The 17,239-nt window shown below is 71.4% G+C and carries 13 protein-coding genes; 6 read left to right on the top strand and 7 right to left on the bottom strand.

Features of this window, described 5'->3' with window-relative positions:
* The first annotated feature begins 48 nt into the window (after positions 1 to 48).
* The 3 genes from AC1MLT_RS04930 to AC1MLT_RS04940 are packed head-to-tail and all read left to right on the top strand — an operon-like array spanning position 49 to position 2,666.
* On the top strand, positions 49 to 441 hold the full coding sequence (locus AC1MLT_RS04930; RefSeq protein ID WP_481034146.1) for a sirohydrochlorin chelatase: 393 nt from the start codon (positions 49 to 51) through the stop codon (positions 439 to 441).
* A 60-nt stretch (positions 442 to 501) separates the two neighbouring features.
* Positions 502 to 1,443, top strand: a complete 942-nt coding sequence (locus AC1MLT_RS04935) for a CysB family HTH-type transcriptional regulator (RefSeq protein WP_481034147.1) — start codon at positions 502 to 504, stop codon at positions 1,441 to 1,443.
* Positions 1,444 to 1,445: 2 nt separating this feature from the next.
* Complete coding sequence (locus AC1MLT_RS04940) at positions 1,446 to 2,666, top strand: pyridoxal phosphate-dependent aminotransferase (RefSeq protein ID WP_481034148.1); 1,221 nt, start codon at positions 1,446 to 1,448, stop codon at positions 2,664 to 2,666.
* A gap of 67 nt (positions 2,667 to 2,733) precedes the next feature.
* On the opposite strand, the gene hrpA is transcribed toward AC1MLT_RS04940, so the two are convergent.
* Positions 2,734 to 6,825 (bottom strand): ATP-dependent RNA helicase HrpA, encoded by a 4,092-nt coding sequence (hrpA, locus tag AC1MLT_RS04945; RefSeq protein ID WP_481034149.1) that lies wholly within the window; start codon positions 6,823 to 6,825, stop codon positions 2,734 to 2,736.
* 164 nt (positions 6,826 to 6,989) lie between these two features.
* Here hrpA and argA point away from each other — a divergent pair, with 164 nt between their 5' ends.
* Entirely contained in the window at positions 6,990 to 8,339 is a 1,350-nt protein-coding gene (gene argA / locus AC1MLT_RS04950) for an amino-acid N-acetyltransferase (protein ID WP_481034150.1), read from the top strand.
* 3 nt (positions 8,340 to 8,342) lie between these two features.
* On the opposite strand, the gene AC1MLT_RS04955 is transcribed toward argA, so the two are convergent.
* From AC1MLT_RS04955 to AC1MLT_RS04980, 6 genes are all read right to left on the bottom strand, one after another.
* Positions 8,343 to 8,948, bottom strand: coding sequence for a hypothetical protein (locus AC1MLT_RS04955; protein WP_481034151.1), 606 nt, complete (start codon positions 8,946 to 8,948; stop codon positions 8,343 to 8,345).
* 77 nt (positions 8,949 to 9,025) lie between these two features.
* On the bottom strand, positions 9,026 to 9,499 hold the full coding sequence (locus AC1MLT_RS04960; protein WP_481034152.1) for a DUF4174 domain-containing protein: 474 nt from the start codon (positions 9,497 to 9,499) through the stop codon (positions 9,026 to 9,028).
* A 129-nt stretch (positions 9,500 to 9,628) separates the two neighbouring features.
* A complete protein-coding gene (locus AC1MLT_RS04965; RefSeq protein WP_481034153.1) occupies positions 9,629 to 10,189 on the bottom strand; it encodes a fasciclin domain-containing protein in 561 nt (186 codons plus the stop codon).
* Between the two features lie 133 nt (positions 10,190 to 10,322).
* A complete protein-coding gene (locus tag AC1MLT_RS04970; RefSeq protein WP_481034154.1) occupies positions 10,323 to 11,387 on the bottom strand; it encodes an MBL fold metallo-hydrolase in 1,065 nt (354 codons plus the stop codon).
* Positions 11,388 to 11,498: 111 nt separating this feature from the next.
* Positions 11,499 to 12,380 (bottom strand): helix-turn-helix domain-containing protein, encoded by an 882-nt coding sequence (locus AC1MLT_RS04975; protein WP_481034155.1) that lies wholly within the window; start codon positions 12,378 to 12,380, stop codon positions 11,499 to 11,501.
* Positions 12,381 to 12,417: 37 nt separating this feature from the next.
* The gene (locus tag AC1MLT_RS04980; RefSeq protein WP_481034156.1) at positions 12,418 to 14,811 is read right to left on the bottom strand and encodes a Tex family protein; all 2,394 of its coding nucleotides are present in this window, start codon (positions 14,809 to 14,811) and stop codon (positions 12,418 to 12,420) included.
* A gap of 148 nt (positions 14,812 to 14,959) precedes the next feature.
* Here AC1MLT_RS04980 and AC1MLT_RS04985 point away from each other — a divergent pair, with 148 nt between their 5' ends.
* Positions 14,960 to 16,651, top strand: a complete 1,692-nt coding sequence (locus tag AC1MLT_RS04985; RefSeq protein ID WP_481034157.1) for an ATP-binding protein — start codon at positions 14,960 to 14,962, stop codon at positions 16,649 to 16,651.
* A 70-nt stretch (positions 16,652 to 16,721) separates the two neighbouring features.
* Positions 16,722 to 17,231: a hypothetical protein gene (locus AC1MLT_RS04990; protein WP_481034158.1), complete on the top strand. Its 510-nt coding sequence runs from the start codon at positions 16,722 to 16,724 to the stop codon at positions 17,229 to 17,231.
* Positions 17,232 to 17,239: the final 8 nt, after the last annotated feature.

Here is a 17,239-nt window from a genome sequence, read left to right on the forward strand (position 1 = left end):
AGGCTGCCGCTCCTCCTCCACCGTCCCCTCCGCACCCGGCCGTCCCGCATGAACGATTCCCCTCCCTCCCCGACCGAGTCGCGCCGCGGCGTCCTGCTGTTCGCCCATGGCTCGCGCGACGCGCGCTGGCGCGAACCGGTCGAAGCCGTGGCCGCGCGCATCCGGCTGCAGGATCCGCAGGTCCTGGTGGCCTGCTCCTACCTCGAGCTGGTGGTTCCCGACCTGCCCACGGCGGCCGCCCGACTGGTGGCCGACGGCGCCGGTGCGTTGCGCATCGTTCCGCTGTTCCTGGGCATCGGCAAGCATGCGCGCGAGGACCTGCCGCTGCTGGTGGAGGACCTGCGCGCCGCGCACCCCTCGGTCGACATCACGGTGGCCTCCGCGGTGGGCGAGGATCCGCGCGTCATCGAGCTGCTGGCGAACATGGCATTGAACGGTTAATAGGAAAGTTTCTATAGATTATTACGGCATAATGAATTACACAAAAAAACATAATTCGTTATGAACTTGCATCAATTCAGATTCGTTCAGGAAGCGGTCCGTCGCAATCTCAATCTGACGGAGGCCGCGAAGGCCCTGCACACGTCGCAACCCGGGGTGTCGAAGGCCATCATCGAGCTCGAGGAGGAGCTCGGCGTCGAGATCTTCGCGCGCCATGGCAAGCGCCTCAAGCGCGTGACCGAACCCGGCCAGCACGTGATCGAGAGCATCGGCCTGATCATGCGGGAGGTCGGCAACCTGAAGCGGATCGGCGAGCAGTTCAGCGCCCAGGACAGCGGCACGCTGTCGATCGCCACCACCCACACCCAGGCCCGCTATGTGCTGCCGCTGCCGGTGGTCCACCTGCGCGAGGCCTATCCCAAGGTCAATGTCAGCCTGCACCAGGGCTCGCCCGACCAGGTGGCGCGCATGGTCATCGACGAGGTTGCGGAGATCGGCATCGCCACCGAGTCGCTCGACGGCTATGCCGAGCTGGTGACGCTGCCCTGCTATGAATGGCAGCACGTGCTGGTGCTGCCCAAGGAGCACCCGCTGGTCGCCAAGGAGCGCCTGTCGCTCGAGGACCTGGCGGCCGAGCCGATCATCACCTACCACCCCTCCTTCACCGGCCGCACCCGCATCGACCACGCGTTCGCGCAGAAGAAGCTGACGCCGCGCATCGCGTTGGAAGCGATCGATTCGGACGTCATCAAGACCTATGTCCGGCTCGGCCTGGGCATCGGCATCGTGGCCGAGATGGCGGTGCGCGACGATTCCAACGCCGACCTGGTGGTGCGGCCGATGGGGCACATCTTCGGCAGCAACATCGCGCGCGTCGCCTTCAAGCGCAGCGCCTACCTGCGCAACTTCGTCTTCAAGTTCGCCGAACTGCTGAGCGACCGGCTCGACCGCAACCTGATCGCCAAGGCCTTGAGCGGCCACCCCGAAGACTACGAACTCTGAACATGCCGTCGACGTCGACCTCCCCCGTCTCCACGCCCCGCGCGCCCCGCACGCCCCGCACGCCCCGCACGCCCCGCACGCCGAGCGTTGCCACCAAGCTGCCCGCCGTGGGCACGACCATCTTCACCGTGATGTCCGCGCTCGCCACCGAGCACCATGCGGTCAACCTCGGCCAGGGCTTCCCGGACTTCGCCTGCGATCCGGCGCTGCCCGCGGCCGTCGGCGCCGCGATGGCGGCCGGCCACAACCAGTACCCGCCGATGCCCGGCGTGCCGGCGCTGCGCGAGGCCATCGCCGCCAAGATCGAGACGCTCTACGGCCACCGCTACGACGCCGCCAGCGAGATCACCGTCACCGCCGGCGCCACCCAGGCCATCATCACGGCGGTGCTGGCGGTGGTGCGGCCGGGCGACGAGGTGATCGTGCTGGAGCCGTGCTACGACAGCTACGTGCCGAACATCGAACTCGCCGGTGGCACCGTGGTGCGCGTGCCGCTCACGCCCGGCACCTTCCGGCCGGACTTCGACCGCATCGCCTCGGCCCTCACGCCCCGCACGCGCGCGATCATCGTCAACACGCCGCACAACCCCAGCGCCACGGTCTGGACCACCGAGGAGATGCGCGCGCTGGAGGCGCTGCTCGCGCCGACCGACGTGCTGCTGATCGCCGACGAGGTCTACGAGCACATGGTCTTCGACGGCGTGCGCCACGAGAGCGCGGCGCGCTTCCCGGACCTGGCGGCGCGCGCCTTCATCGTCAGCAGCTTCGGCAAGACCTATCACGTGACCGGCTGGAAGATCGGCTTCGTGGCGGCGCCGGCGGCGCTGATGGCGGAATTCCGCAAGGTCCACCAGTTCAACGTCTTCACGGTCAACACGCCGATGCAGTACGCGCTGGCGCAGTACATGACCGATCCGCGGCCCTATCTCGACCTGCCGGCGTTCTACCAGCGCAAGCGCGACCTGTTCACGGCCGGCCTGGCGGGCACGCGCCTGCGCCTGCTGCCCAGCGCCGGCACGTACTTCCAGTGCGTCGACATCCGCTCGGTGACCGACCTCGACGAGGCCGCGTTCTGCCAGTGGCTGGTCAAGGAGATCGGCGTCGCCGCGATCCCGCTGTCGGCCTTCTATGGCGATGGCTTCGACCAGCGCGTGGTGCGCTTCTGCTTCGCCAAGAAGGACGAGACGCTCGAACTGGCGCTGGAGCGGCTGGCGCGCCTCTGACGCCGTCCCGGGGCCGGGCTCCGGCGATGGCCGGGCCGGCCGCGCGAGGCATCGGCGGCGCGCATCCTCAGTGGGAGAGCTGTGCCCAGGCCTTGTCCAGGCGCTTGACGCTCACCGGCTGGGGCGTGCGCAGTTCCTGGGCGAAGAAGCTCACCCGCAGCTCCTCCAGCAGCCAGCGGAATTCCAGCATGCGCTCGTCCGCCACGCCCTTGCGCTCGGCCACCAGGCGCCAGTAGCGCTGCTCCTGTGGCTGAAGCTCGGCCAGGCGCGTGGCATCGCGCGCCGGATCGCTGCGGATCTTGTCCAGGCGCAGGGTGATGGCCTTCAGGTAGCGCGCGACATGCTGCAGCTGCGTCCAGGGCGTGTCGGCGATGAAGCGCTTGCCCATCAGTCGCTGCAGCTGCTGGGCGGCATCGGCCGTGGCGGCGGGATGCGCCTTGGTGTCCTTGATCTTGCGCGTGGCGGCCGCGTAGTCGACCAGCACCGCGCCGGCCAGGCGCGCGACCTCGCTGGCGATGAGCGTGAGGCGGCCACGCCCCTCGTCGAGCCGGCGCCGGAACGCGGCCTCGTCGGTCGGCAGCGGCTCCTGCAGGAAGGCGCGGTCGAGAGCCACGTCGACGATCTGCTGGCGCAGCTCCTCCGCCGTGCCCAGCGACATGTAGGCGGCGGCCATCTTCTGCAGGTCGGGGATGTTCTTCTCCAGGTACTTGAGCGCGTCCTTGAGCTGCAGCGCGAACAGGCGGCGCAGGCCGACGCGGTGCCTGGCCGCCGCGACGGCCGGCTCGTCGAAGACCTCGATGGTCACGCCATCGCCGCCGTCGACCAAGGCCGGGAAGCCGATCAGCGCCTGCGCCCCGCGCCGCACCTCCATCAGCTCGGGCAGCTCGCCGAAGGTCCAGGCCGTGTAGCGCGCCCCGGCCGGCAGTGACGGGGATGCGGTGGCGGCCGCCGGCGCGGCCGGGCGCCGGGCGCCGACCGTGGCCGTGGCGGCGACCGGCTCGGCCGCGGCCGGCGTCGCGCGCACGTTCAGGCCCGCCAGCGCCTGGAAGGCGCCGCGCGCCTGCGCCCCGAGCTCGGCCTTGAGCGCGCCCAGGTTGCGCCCCATGCCCAGCTGCCGGCCATGCTCGTCGACCACGCGCAGGTTCATGAACAGGTGCGGCGGCAGCATGTCGAGCTTGAAGTCGGCGCGCAGCACGTCGATGCCGGTGATCTCGCGCACGCGCCTGAGCAGGGCATCGGTCAGCGAACCGGCGCCGAAGACTTCGGGCGCGCAGAGCGCCTCGGTCAATCGCGCGGCCGACTCGGGCAGCGGCACCAGGCGCGAGCGCGGGCGCTGCGGCAGGCTCTTGAGCAGCGCCTGCACCTTGTCGCGCAGCATGCCCGTCACCAGCCACTCGCAGCGCTCCTCGCTGACCTGGTTGAGCACGAACAGCGGCACGGTGGCCGTGAGTCCGTCCTTCGGGTCGCCGGGCTCGTGCAGGTACGCCGCCACGCAGTCGACGCCGCCCAGGCGGATCGTCGGCGGGAACGACTGCGTCGTGATGCCCGCGGCCTGGTGGCGCATGAGCTCGTCGCGCGAGAGGTAGAGCAGGCGCGGCTGGGCGCGCGAGGCCTCGCGGTACCAGTGCTCGAACGAGGCGCCGCTGGCGACGTCGGGCGGCAGCTGGGCGTCGTAGAAGGCATAGATCAGCTCGTCGTCGACCAGCACGTCCTGCCGGCGCGACTTGTGCTCCAGCCCCTCGACCTCCTTGACCAGCTTGCGGTTGGCCGCCAGGAACGGCAGGCGGCTCTCCCACTGCCCGGCCACCAGCGCCTCGCGGATGAAGATCTCGCGCGCGCCGACCGGATCGATGTGCGCGAAGTCCATGCGCCGGCCGCTGTAGACCACCAGTCCGTAGAGCGTGGCGCGCTCCAGCGCCGTGACCTGCGCGCCCTTCTTCTCCCAGTGCGGATCGAGCAGCTGCTTCTTCAGCAGGTGGCCGGCGACCTCCTCCAGCCATTGCGGCTCGATGTGGGCGATGCCGCGACCGAACAGGCGCGTGGTCTCGACCAGCTCGGCCGCCACGATCCAGCGCCCCGGCTTCTTGCGCAGGTGCGCGCCCGGATGCGGAAAGAACTTGATGCCGCGCGCGCCCAGGTATTCGCCATTGCCGCCCGAGCCCGAGGGCCGGCCCTGGCCGGCCGCCGGCGTCGCGCCACCGCCGCCACCGCCCGGGTCCTCCATCTTCCAGCCGATGTTGCCCAGCAGGCCGGCGAGCATCGACAGGTGCAGCGCCTCGTAGCTCGCCGCCTGCGCGCCCATCGGCCACTTGTGCTCGGCCACCACGGTCAGCAGCTGCGAGTGGATGTCGCGCCACTCCCGCACGCGGCGGATGTTGATGAAGTTCTGCCGCAGCAGCTGCTCGTACTGGCGGTTGGTGAGCTTGTGCGTGGGCGCCGTGGCGGCCGCCGCCGGCAGGGGCTCCACCGCCGGACGCGCCAGGCGCTGCGCCACCGGCAGCACCGCCGCGCTGGCGCGGCGCGGGCCGCCCTGCTGCTGCGCCATCTCGCGCCGCGAGGTCGCCACCGGCGCCCCGCCACGCGCGTCGCCGAGCCACTTCCACAGGGTCAGGTAGCCGCTGAATTCGCTCTTCTCGTCGTCGAACTTGGCATGCGCCTGGTCGGCCTGCTGCTGGGCCTCCATCGGCCGGTCGCGCACGTCCTGCACGCTCAACGCGGAGGCGATCACCAGCACCTCCTGCAGCGCGCCGCGCTCGCGCGCCTCCAGGATCATGCGGCCCACGCGCGGGTCCAGCGGCAGGCGCGACAGCTCGCGCCCGACCGCCGTCAGCTCGTTGGCATCGTCGACCGCGCCCAGCTCGTTGAGCAGCTGGTAGCCGTCGGCGATGGCGCGGCGCTGCGGCGGCTCCAGGAACGGGAACTGCTCGACATCGCCCAGGTGCAGCGACTTCATGCGCAGGATGACCCCGGCGAGCGAGGAGCGCAGGATCTCGGGGTCGGTGAAGCGCGGCCGGCTCTCGAAGTCCTTCTCGTCGTAGAGCCGGATGCAGATGCCGTTGGCCACGCGGCCGCAGCGGCCGGCGCGCTGGTTGGCCGCGGCCTGGCTGATCGGCTCGACCAGCAGCTGCTCGACCTTGCTGCGGAACGAATAGCGCTTGACGCGCGCCGTGCCGGTGTCGATCACGTAGCGCGTGCCGGGCACCGTCAGCGAGGTCTCGGCGACGTTGGTGGCCAGCACCACGCGGCGCCCGGTGTGGCCCTCGAAGATGCGGTCCTGCTCGGCCGGCGACAGACGAGCGAACAGTGGCAGCACCTCGGCGCCGCGCATCACCGGCTGGTTGGCGAGGTGGCGCCGCAGGTGGTCGGCGGCCTCGCGGATCTCGCGCTCGCCGGGCAGGAAGACCAGGATGTCGCCGGCGTTGTGCGGATCGCGCCAGAGCTCGTCGACGCCTTCGGCGATGGCGTCGTTCAGGTCGTGGTCGCGCGACTCCTCGAAGGGCCGGTAGCGCTGCTCGACCGGGAAGGTGCGGCCCGACACGTAGATCACCGGCGCCGGCCCCCGGGCCGACCTGAAATGCTGCGCGAAGCGCTCGGCGTCGATGGTGGCGGAGGTGACGACGACCTTCAGGTCGGGCCGGCGCGGCAGGATCTCGCGCAGGTAGCCCAGCAGGAAGTCGATGTTCAGCGAGCGCTCGTGGGCCTCGTCGATGATGATCGTGTCGTAGGCCTTGAGCAGCGGGTCGGTCTGCGTCTCGGCCAGCAGGATGCCATCGGTCATCAGCTTGACCGAGGCATCACGCGATAGCCGGTCCTGGAAGCGCACCTTGAAGCCGACCACGTCGCCCAGCGGCGTCTTCAGTTCCTCGGCGATGCGCTTGGCGACCGAGCTCGCGGCGATGCGCCGGGGCTGCGTGTGGCCGATCAGCCGGCCCTGCCCCGGCGGCTTGCCGAGCTTGCCGCGTCCGAGCTGCAGGGCGATCTTGGGCAGTTGCGTGGTCTTGCCCGAGCCGGTCTCGCCGCAGACGATGACGACCTGGTGGTCGGCGATGGCCTGCGCGATCTCTTCACGCCGGGCCGAGACCGGCAGGGATTCGGGGAATTCGATCCTCAGCGCGGCCAGTGGCGCGCGAGCGTCGGAAGAAGGGATGGAAGCGGACAAGACAGGTGGTCGTGCGCGGGGCACATCGGAGAGAATCCCCGATTATCCCAGTCCCGTTGCCGAACCACGCGCCTTCCCGGCCAGTGGCCCCGCCGGCCGCCGGACGTTCGGCCCGTCCACCCACTTCGCCGCTTTCCGCGCCATCCTCCGCCGTCACCACCCGCATGTCCGCCGTCTTCAACTTCACCTTCGTGCCCTGGTTCCGCTCGGTCGCGCCCTACATCCACACGCATCGCGGCAAGACCTTCGTGGTCGGCGTCGCCGGCGAGGCCATCGCGGCGGGCAAGCTGCAGAACATCGCCCAGGACCTGGCGCTTATCCAGTCGATGGGCGTGAAGATCGTGCTGGTGCACGGCTTCCGGCCGCAGGTCAACGAGCAATTGCGCGCCAAGGGCCACGAGGCGCGCTACTCGCACGGCATGCGCATCACCGACGAGGTCGCGCTCGACTCGGCCCAGGAGGCCGCCGGCCAGCTGCGCTACGAGATCGAGGCCGCCTTCAGCCAGGGCCTGCCCAACACGCCGATGGCCGGCTCCACGGTGCGCATGATCTCCGGCAACTTCATCACCGCGCGGCCGGTCGGCGTGATCGACGGCATCGACTTCAAGCATTCGGGCCTGGTGCGCAAGGTCGATGCCGTGGGCATCCGCCGCACGCTCGACTTCGGCGCCATGGTGCTGATGTCGCCATTCGGCTTCTCGCCCACCGGCGAGGCCTTCAACCTGACGATGGAGGAAGTCGCCACCAGCGTCGCGACCTCGATCCAGGCCGACAAGCTGATCTTCCTCACCGAGATCCACGGCATCCGCGTCGACAGCGAACTGCCCGAGAGCGAGGACAACCCGATCGACACCGAGCTGCCGCTGGATGCCGCGCGCAAGCTGCTGGCGACGCTGCCGCCGGCGCAGCGGCCGACCGACACCGGCTTCTACCTGCAGCACTGCGTCAAGGCCTGCGAGGCCGGTGTCGAGCGCAGCCACATCCTGCCGTTCGCGGTCGATGGCGCGTTGCTGCTGGAGATCTACGTGCACGACGGCATCGGCACCATGGTGATCGACGAGAAGCTCGAATCGCTGCGCGAGGCGACGGTCGACGACATCGGCGGCATCCTGCAGCTGATCGAGCCGTTCGAGCGCGACGGCACCCTGGTCAAGCGCAGCCGCACCGAGATCGAGCGCGACATCCACCAATACACCGTGATCGAGCACGACGGCGTGATCTTCGGCTGCGCCGCGCTCTACCCCTACCCCGAGGCCCGCACCGCCGAGATGGCGGCGCTCACGGTGTCGCCGCAGGCGCAGTCGACGGGCGACGGCGAACGCATCCTCAAGCGCATCGAGCAGCGCGCCCGGGCACAGGGCTTCGACAGCATCTTCGTGCTCACCACGCGCACCATGCACTGGTTCATCAAGCGCGGCTTCGTGCAGGTCGACCCGGACTGGCTGCCGGAGGCGCGCAAGCGCAAGTACAACTGGGACCGGCGCAGCCACGTCCTGGTGAAGAAGCTCGCCTGAGGCCTACTGGCCGGTGAGCGTCCGGTAGGCCTCGCGCGTGGCGGGCGAGACCGAGTCCAGCAGCAGCGCGTAGGAGGTCTTGTGGCGCGCCATCATGCGGGCCGAGGCCACCGCCTTGGAGCGGCAGTACCAGTGGCACGTGTGCTGCATCAGGAACAGCTCGGCCGACATGGTGAAGGCGCGCGCCTTGGGGCTGAGCCCGCGCGTGTTGGCCGCCGCGTCGGCGATGCCGCGCGCATGGATCGCGAAGGCCTGGCGCACGTCGAAGGTGCTGCCCGGGAACGCATGGCCGACATAGGGCACGGTCACCGGCAGCTTGCTGACGCGGGCCTGGACCGGATCGACATCGGAGAAGCCCCGGGCGAAGCGGCTGAACTGCGACGCCAGCGATTTCTCGCTCGGCTCCAGGAGGTGCCAGATCTGCTCGCGCCGCACGGGATCGTCCTCGCCCAGACAGCGCAGGTAGCCCTGCGTCACGGTTTCCATGAGCTTTTCGATCTGGAACTGTCCGAGATGGCCGCCCAGCAGGGCGATGCGCTTGCGCTGGTCCCTCGACTTGAGCACGAAGGCGCCGGTGGCGATCAGGGCCGCCAGAATGAAGAAGTCCATGAGCGAGGGGAAAGAGACGGATGCGTGGGAAGCCGGGGGCCGATTGTCCCCGACTTGAACGCCCGACCAGCCGGGTGTCAGCGCTGGCGCATGGGCATTCGATCGATTTCGGCGAACACGGCGGCGAGGTCGACATCGGCGCCCTCGGTCATCTTGGTGCCGCCATCCTTGCCCACCAGCACGAAGGTCGGCGCGCCGGCGGCATCGAGCCTCAGGGCCTCGAGCAGGGCCCGGGTCTGGCGCGCCGACAGGGCGACATCGTTGCGCCGCCCCTGTCCGGCGACGACGGTGTAGAGCACCATCTCGCGATCCAGGAAGGCCTCGCGCGTGGCCGTCTCGCGCAGGGCGCCGCGCACCCGGCGCAGCAGCGGATGGTCGTCCACCGGCACCACCAGCACCACCGGCCGCGTCTTCCAGCGCTCGGCCGCGAGCGGGTTGTCGGCGGTCGCGGCCGTGGCCGACGATGGCGCCATCCACAGCGGCAGCGTCGCCAGCAGGGTGGCCAGGCCCCACAGCAGGAGGCGCAGGGCGGGGAATTTCAGAGGATTCATGGACGGGTCTCCGGCAGGGCTTCGATGCGGGTCATCGTCGCCCCCGCAGCGAACCCCGGCATGGCGGCCGGATCGCCACGCCGCGTGGGGTTATGGCCCCCCGCGACGTCGCCGGCCGCCGACGCCCTCTCACTTGGGCAGCAGGACCTTGTCGACGACGTGGATGACGCCGTTGGACTGGATGACATCGGCGATCGTGACGTTGGCGGTGCCGCCCTTCTCGTCGGTGATCATGACCTTGCCACCGCTGCTCTTCGCCGTCAGCGTGCCGCCGGCCACGGTCTTGAGCATGGCGGTGCCCTTGCCTTCGGTGATCTGGCGCGTCAGCGCGGCGGCGTCGATCTTGCCCGGCACCACGTGGTAGGTCAGCACGCCGGTCAGGGCGGCCTTGTTCTCGGGCTTGAGCAGCGTGTCGACCGTGCCGGCCGGCAGGGCCGCGAAGGCGGCGTTGGTCGGCGCGAAGACCGTGAACGGACCCGGGCCCTTGAGCGTGTCGACCAGGCCGGCGGCCTTGACGGCGGCGACGAGCGTGGTGTGGTCCTTGGAGTTGACGGCGTTGTCGATGATGTCCTTGGTCGGCGACATCGGAGCGCCGCCCACCATGACATCGGCGGCCATGGCGGATGCGGCGCCCAGCGACAGTGCGGTGGCGAGGGCGATGGAGGCGAGACGGGAGAGATTGCGTGTCATGGAGGACTCCTGGGTTGGGATGGGAACGGCTGCCACCTGTTCGCGGGGCAGTCCTGATCGATACGGTCCGATGCGCCGCCTGGATTCGATCCGCGTGAAATAAATCGTCCCCGTCCGCGTCGCCAGCGCCGCCCTAGCGGCCGGGCGCCGGTGGCGCCGGGGGCAATGGCGAGAACTCCGCCGGCACCCAGGCATAGGCGCCGCGCTCGGCGCGCACGTGGCCCAGTCCGGGAAACGGCAGGTGCGCTCCCGCCACCCACCAGCCCTCGCGCAGCGCGCGGCCGAGCAGGCCGCGACGCGAGGCGATCGCCTGCGCCCGGTCGACGTCGGCCTCGAAGCTGGCGTCGGGCCGGGCGAACTGCACCGCGTGGTAATGGACCACGTCGCCCCACACCAGCAGCCGGTGCGCCGGCGCGCCGCCATCGACCAGGAACGAATCGTGGCCCGGCGTGTGGCCGTGGGAAGCCAGCGCCTGGATACCGCCGGGCAGCGCGTCGCCCGGCCGGAAGCTGCGCAGCCGGCCGGCCGCCTCGTAGGGCGCCAGCGCCCGCCGGGTCTGGTCGACGACGAAGCGCAGCGCGGCGGGCGTGCGCGCCGTCGACTCCGGACTGCGCCAGTAGCCGAGCTCGCGCTCGTCGATCCAGAGCGTGGCGCGGGGGAAGGCGCGCGCGCCGGCGGCGTCGAGCACGCCGCACAGGTGGTCGGGATGGGCATGGGTCAGCAGCACGTCGTCGACGTCCGCCGGCATCACGCCGGCCGCCTTGAGATGGCCCACGACCTGGCCCAGGCCGGGACCGAAGCAGTCGGCGGTGCCGGCATCGATCAGCACCCGGCGCCCGCCCACTTCCACCAGATAGGCATTGACCGCCGTCTGCAGGCCCTGCGGGGTCTCGGGCACGTGGCGGTCGCGCAGCAGCGCGTCCCGGGGCGCCGGCGCCAGTCCCTGGAGCTGCTGGCGCGGCAGGCTCACCACGCCGTCGAACAGCGCCGTCACCCGCAGGTCGCCCAGGACCTGGCGGTAGTAGCCCGGCACCTGGCGCGCCGGCGGTGGATCGGCGGCCGGCTGGGCCCCGGCGCCGCCACCCGCCATGAGCAGCGGCAGCAAGGCGGACGCGAGCAGGCCGAGGCCGGGAGCGCGACGACGCGGGGTCGGACGCGACCGGGCGGAGGACGGGAACGGGGAATGCAACGGCGACATGGGGCGACTCCTGGGGAACGACGATCGGACACGCGGCGGCAGGGGCGCCGCGCGTTCCCCATCATGTCGCCCGGAGGTCGCGCGAGGCGCTCGAATTCCTGCGCGATCCGCTCACGTGCCCGGCATGCGCCCGTCGGCCACGGCGGCGGCGGACTGGGCCTCGTCCTTGCCGATCTGCAGCGGCTCCGCGCCATAGCGCCGCGCGAAGCGGCGCGAGAAGGTCGCGGCGGAGCGATAGCCGACCCGCGCGGCGATCGTCTGGATCGGCCATCGCGTGGTGTAGAGCCAGTGCAGCGCGCAGGCCAGCCGGGCGTCCGTGATGGTGTCGCGCAGGCCGACGCCTTCGATGGCGAGATGCCGGCGCAGCGTGGCGCCGCTGAGTCCGAATTCGGTCTCGAAGTCGCTCGATTGCCAGGCCCGGTCCGGCGTCTCGGCGACGCGCGCCCGGATCCGCGCCGCCAGGGTGGGCGGCGTGGGCGCGAGGATCGCCGAATGACCCAGGGCGCACAGCGCCACCAGCGCGCTCGCCAGGGCGGCGCGGGCGGCGCCGGGGTCGTCGCGCCGCAGGGAGGCGGCCCAGGTGGCCAACGACTCCGACAGCTGCAGCGCCGGCAGCGCGATGGCGTCCGGGCCGCCGCGCGCCCCGGGACGCGCCCACAGCAGGCGGGCGGCGGCGATCACCTCGTCGCACAGCGGCACCACCAGGGCCAGGAAGACCCCCGCCGCGTCGGGCTCGTTGATGGTGTCGACGCTGCAGGCGCGCGTGAAGACGAAGGCATCGCCGGTCGTCATGGACAGCGCGCTGTCGTCGCCGCGCAGGCGCATGCGCCCGCGCAGCAGCACGCCCAGGGTCGGCCGTTCGATCCGCAGGGCCCGCACGCCATGCGTCTGGTGCGCGCAGAAACAGGTGTAGGCCTCCGCGTGCGGGGTCCCGACCAGCGCTCCCAGCGCATCGAACAGCTCCGGGCGCGTGTCCAGTGTCGCTGGCGTCATGTCGCCCACCGCCCGCCGTGCGTGGACGCCGGCGGCCTCATTTGCGCAGCCCCTGCAGCTTGGCGAACGCGCTCGCCATCTGGCCGGCCGGTGCCGGCGTGGCGTCGCGCCGCGCGGGAGCCGCCTGGCGGCCACGGCCGGCGCTCTCGAAGCGGTTGTCGCGCGGGGCATCGCGGCGCGCCGGCGCGGCATCGAGCTTCATCGACAGCGCGATGCGCTTGCGCGCCGCATCCACCTCCATCACCTTCACGCGCACGATGTCGCCGGTCTTGACCACCTCGCGCGCATCCGAGACGAACTTGTGCGCCAGCTGGCTCACGTGGACCAGGCCGTCCTGGTGCACGCCGATGTCGACGAAGGCGCCGAACTGTGCGACGTTGCTCACCGTGCCCTCGAGCACCATGCCCTCGACCAGGTCGGCGATGTCCTCGACGCCGTCGTTGAAGCGCGCCACCTTGAAGTCCGGGCGCGGATCGCGCCCGGGCTTCTCCAGCTCGCCCAGGATGTCCCGGACGGTGATGACGCCGAAGGTCTCGTTGGCGAAGAGCTCGGGGCGCAGGGTGCGCAGCATCTCCGCGCGGCCCATCAGCTCGGCGATCGGCCGGCCGGTGCCCTCGATGATGCGCTGGACCAGCGGATAGGTCTCCGGATGCACGCCCGTCATGTCGAGCGGATCGGCGCCACCGCGGATGCGCAGGAAGCCCGCGCTCTGCTCGAACGCCTTCGGTCCGAAGCCGCCGACCTCCAGCAGCTGCCGCCGGGTCGAGAACGCGCCATGCGCCTCGCGCCAGCGCACCACCGCGCGCGCCACGCTCGGCGACAGCCCGGAGACGCGCGACAGCAGCGGCACGCTGGCCGTGTTGAGGTCGACGCCGACCGCGTTCACGCAGTCCTCGACCACCGTCTGCAGCGTGCGGGCGAGCTCGCCCTGGTTGACGTCGTGCTGGTACTGGCCGACGCCGATCGACTTGGGGTCGATCTTCACCAGCTCGGCCAGCGGGTCCTGCAGCCGCCGCGCGATGCTGGCGGCGCCGCGCAGGCTGACGTCGACATCGGGCATCTCCAGCGAGGCGAACTCGCTGGCCGAGTAGACCGAGGCGCCGGCCTCGCTGACGACCACCTTCTCCAGCGCCTTCGGTCCCGTGGCCGCCACGGCGGCGGCGCCCTCGCCCGCGCGCCCGGCCAGGCGCTTGATGAGCTCGCCGGCCAGCCGGTCGGTCTCGCGGCTGGCGGTGCCGTTGCCGATGGCGATCAGGTTGACGCCATGGCGCAGGCACAGCCGCTCCAGGGCATGCAGCGCGCCATCCCAGTCGCGGCGCGGCTCGTGCGGAAAGACGGTCGCGGTCTCGACCAGCTTGCCGGTGGCATCCACCACGGCCACCTTGACGCCGGTGCGGATGCCCGGATCCAGCCCCATGACCACGCGCGGCCCGGCCGGCGCGGCCAGCAGCAGGTCGCGCAGGTTGTCCGCGAAGACCTTGATGGCGGTCCGCTCGGCCTCCTCGCGCAGCCGGGCGAACAGGTCGCGCTCGGTCGACAGCGACAGCTTGACGCGCCAGGTCCAGGCCACGCACCTGCGGATCAGGTCGTCGGCCGGGCGCCGGGCGTGGCTCCAGCCCAGGTGCAACGCGATGCGGCCCTCGGCGATGGAGGGCTGGCCCGGCTCGGGCTCGACCGGCAGCACCAGCCGGGCATCGAGGATGTCGAGCGCGCGCCCGCGGAATACCGCCAGCGCCCGGTGCGAGGGCACGCGGCCGATCGGCTCGTCGTAGGCGAAGTAGTCGCGGAAGCGGGCCACCTCGGCATCGGCCTCGTTCTTGCCGCTCATGAGACTGGAGCGGAACAGGCCTTCGGCCCACAGCCATTCGCGCAGCTGCTGGACCAGCACCGCGTCCTCGGCCCAGCGCTCGGCCAGCAGGTCGCGCACGCCATCGAGGACGGCGGCCACGGTGGAGAAATCGGGACCCGGCTTGCCATCGTCGAGCGTGGTGGCCGGTCGCAGGAAGGCCGGGGCCTCGACGGCCGGGTCGCGGCCGGGATCGGCCAGCAGCAGGTCGGCCAACGGCTCGAGGCCGGCCTCGCGCGCGATCTGGCCCTTGGTGCGGCGTTTCTGCCTGAACGGCAGATAGAGATCCTCGAGCTCCTGCTTGGTCGGCGCGGCGGCGATGGCGGCGCGCAGGGCATCGGTCAGCTTGCCCTGCTCGTCGATGCCGCGCAGCACCACGGCGCGGCGGTCCTCCAGCTCGCGCAGGTAGGACAGGCGCGCCTCGAGCTCGCGCAGCTGGACGTCGTCGAGGCCGGCCGTCGCCTCCTTGCGATAGCGGGCGATGAAGGGAACCGTGGCGCCGCCGTCGAGCAGTTCGACGGCGGCCTTCACCTGGTGTTCGCCGATCCGGATTTCGGCGGCGAGCTGGCGAATGATCTGTTGCATGGCGAGGTGGATCCGGGGGAAGCGCCGGCGACCACGGGGCCCGGCGACGAAAGCGGGAAAGTTTGCCATAGCGTCACATCGGCGGGACGATGCGTCGTGGCCCCGGGGGCGGCCGGTCGGCTCGATCTTTCGGCTACATTCCCTGGCGATGTCCGATCCCACTCCATCACCCAGCCTCGAGGATCAGCGCCTGGACGCGCTGCGCAGGCTCGACCTGATGGACAGCCTGCCCGAGGAGGATTTCAACGACATCGTCACCCTGGCCTCCGAGATCTGCGGCACGCCGATCGGCCTGGTGTCACTGGTGGATGGCGAGCGCCAGTGGTTCAAGGCCCGCATCGGCCTGGCGGTCGAGCAGACGCCGCGCGACCAGGCCTTCTGCGCCCATGCCCTGCTCGAGCCCGACCGGCTGATGATCGTCGAGGACGCGACACAGGACGAGCGCTTCGCGCGCAATCCGCTGGTCACCGAGAGCCCCGACATCCGCTTCTATGCCGGCGCGCCGATCTTCTCGCCCGATGGCTTCGCGCTCGGGACGGTGTGCGTGATCGACACCGTGCCGCGCACCCTGAGCGACTCGCAGGCCGCCGCCCTGAAGGCCCTGGCCCGCCAGACCTCGGCGCTGATCCGCCTGCGGGCCATGAACATCGCCCAGCGCCGACACTCGGAACAGCTCCAGCGCCAGGTCACGGCCGCGCTGGCGGACGACTCCGGCGCCCACGCGGCCTTGCAGCAGCGCCATCGCATCGCCTCGGTCGGCCAGCTCACCAGCGGACTGGCGCACGACTTCAACAACCTGCTGCAGACCATCAACGGCAGCCTGCAGCTGATCCTGCGCAAGACCGAGCGGGCGGACCTGCGGCGCTGGGCCGGCGGCGCCATGGATGCCGTCGCCCGCGGCGCCAAGCTGACCTCGCACCTGCTGGCGTTCTCACGCTCGAACGTGACGCAGCGCTCGGTGGTCGAGGTCGACACCTTCGTGGCGGGCATGCGCGACCTGCTCGAACGCGCCCTGGGCCCCGAGATCGAGCTCACGCTGCGCCCGGACGCCCACGGCGTCACCGTCAACCTGGACGTGACGCAGCTCGAGGCGGCGGTGCTCAACCTCTGCGTCAATGCCCGCGACGCCATGGAAGGCGCCGGCAAGCTGGGGATCTCGACCTCGGTGCTCGATTTCGAGGGCGACGCCCTGCTGACGCGCGGCCGCTTCCTGGTGCTGGAGGTCGGCGACAACGGCCCGGGCATGCCGCCGGAGGTGGTGCAACGCGCCTTCGAGCCCTTCTTCACCACCAAGGTCGACGAGGGCGGCACCGGCCTGGGACTGGCGCAGGTCTATGGCTTCGCGCTGCAGGCCGGCGGCATCGCGCGCATCCGGGTGGTCCCGGACCAGGGCACCACCGTGGCGCTGTGGCTCAAGGCGTCGCCCGGCACCGGCCCGGCGCGCGACACCACCGAGACGTCCCGCCCCAGCACGCCGGCCTCCGGGGCCCGGGTGCTGCTGGTGGACGACGACGCGGTGCAGTGCGCGACCTGGTGCGAGCTGCTGGCCGACGCCGGCTACCGCGCCCGTGGCGTGTTCACGGGCCGCGCCGCGCTCGACGCCATCGCCAGCGAGCCATTCGACGTCGTCATCGTCGATCGCGGCATGCCGGTCATGAACGGCTCGATGCTGGCGCAGGAGATCGGCGCCCGCTGGCCGGCGCTGCCGCTGATCTTCGTCACCGGCCAGGCGGAGGTGGATGGCGCGCATCCGGCCACGGCCGATGGCGCCCCGATGCTGACCAAGCCGCTGCTGCTCGAGCAGGTGATGCACGCGATCGAATCCGCGCTCGGGCGCTGACCGGCCTGTGGCCGGCGGGACTCGCCGGGCGGCCGCGACGCCCGGCGCCAGCCGATCGACAATGGCCGCCATGCCCGCCCTCCGCAAGCTGCTGCGATCCCTCCTGGCGATCCTGCTCGTCCCGCTGCTGCTGTTCGAGGAATGGGGCTGGGCTCCGCTCGCCGCGCAGGCCGCGAAGCTGGCGCGGCTGCCGCTGTGGGCCCGGCTGGAGCAGCGGGTGCGCGCCATGCCGCCCTGGGCCGCGGTGGCGATCTTCCTGCTGCCGGTGGTGATGTTGCTGCCGGTCAAGCTGCTGGCGCTGCTGCTGTTCGGCCATGGCCACTACGCGAGCGGCCTGGCGCTGCTGGCCGGCGCCAAGCTGGTGGGCACCGCGCTGGTGGCGCGCCTGTTCCAGCTGGTGCAGCCGACCCTCATGCACGTGCCGTGGTTCGCGCTCTGGTACCCGCGCTGGACCGCCTGGAAGAACCACTGGCTCGGCCTGGTGCGCCAGAGCGCCGCCTGGCGCGCGCTGCGGCGGCTGCGTTCGGGCACGCGGCGCCGCTGGCGGCTGTTCCAGCGCGGGTTCTGGCGCGTATCCTAGGCGCGCCC

It is taken from the genome of Variovorax sp. PEI5 (assembly GCF_056679935.1).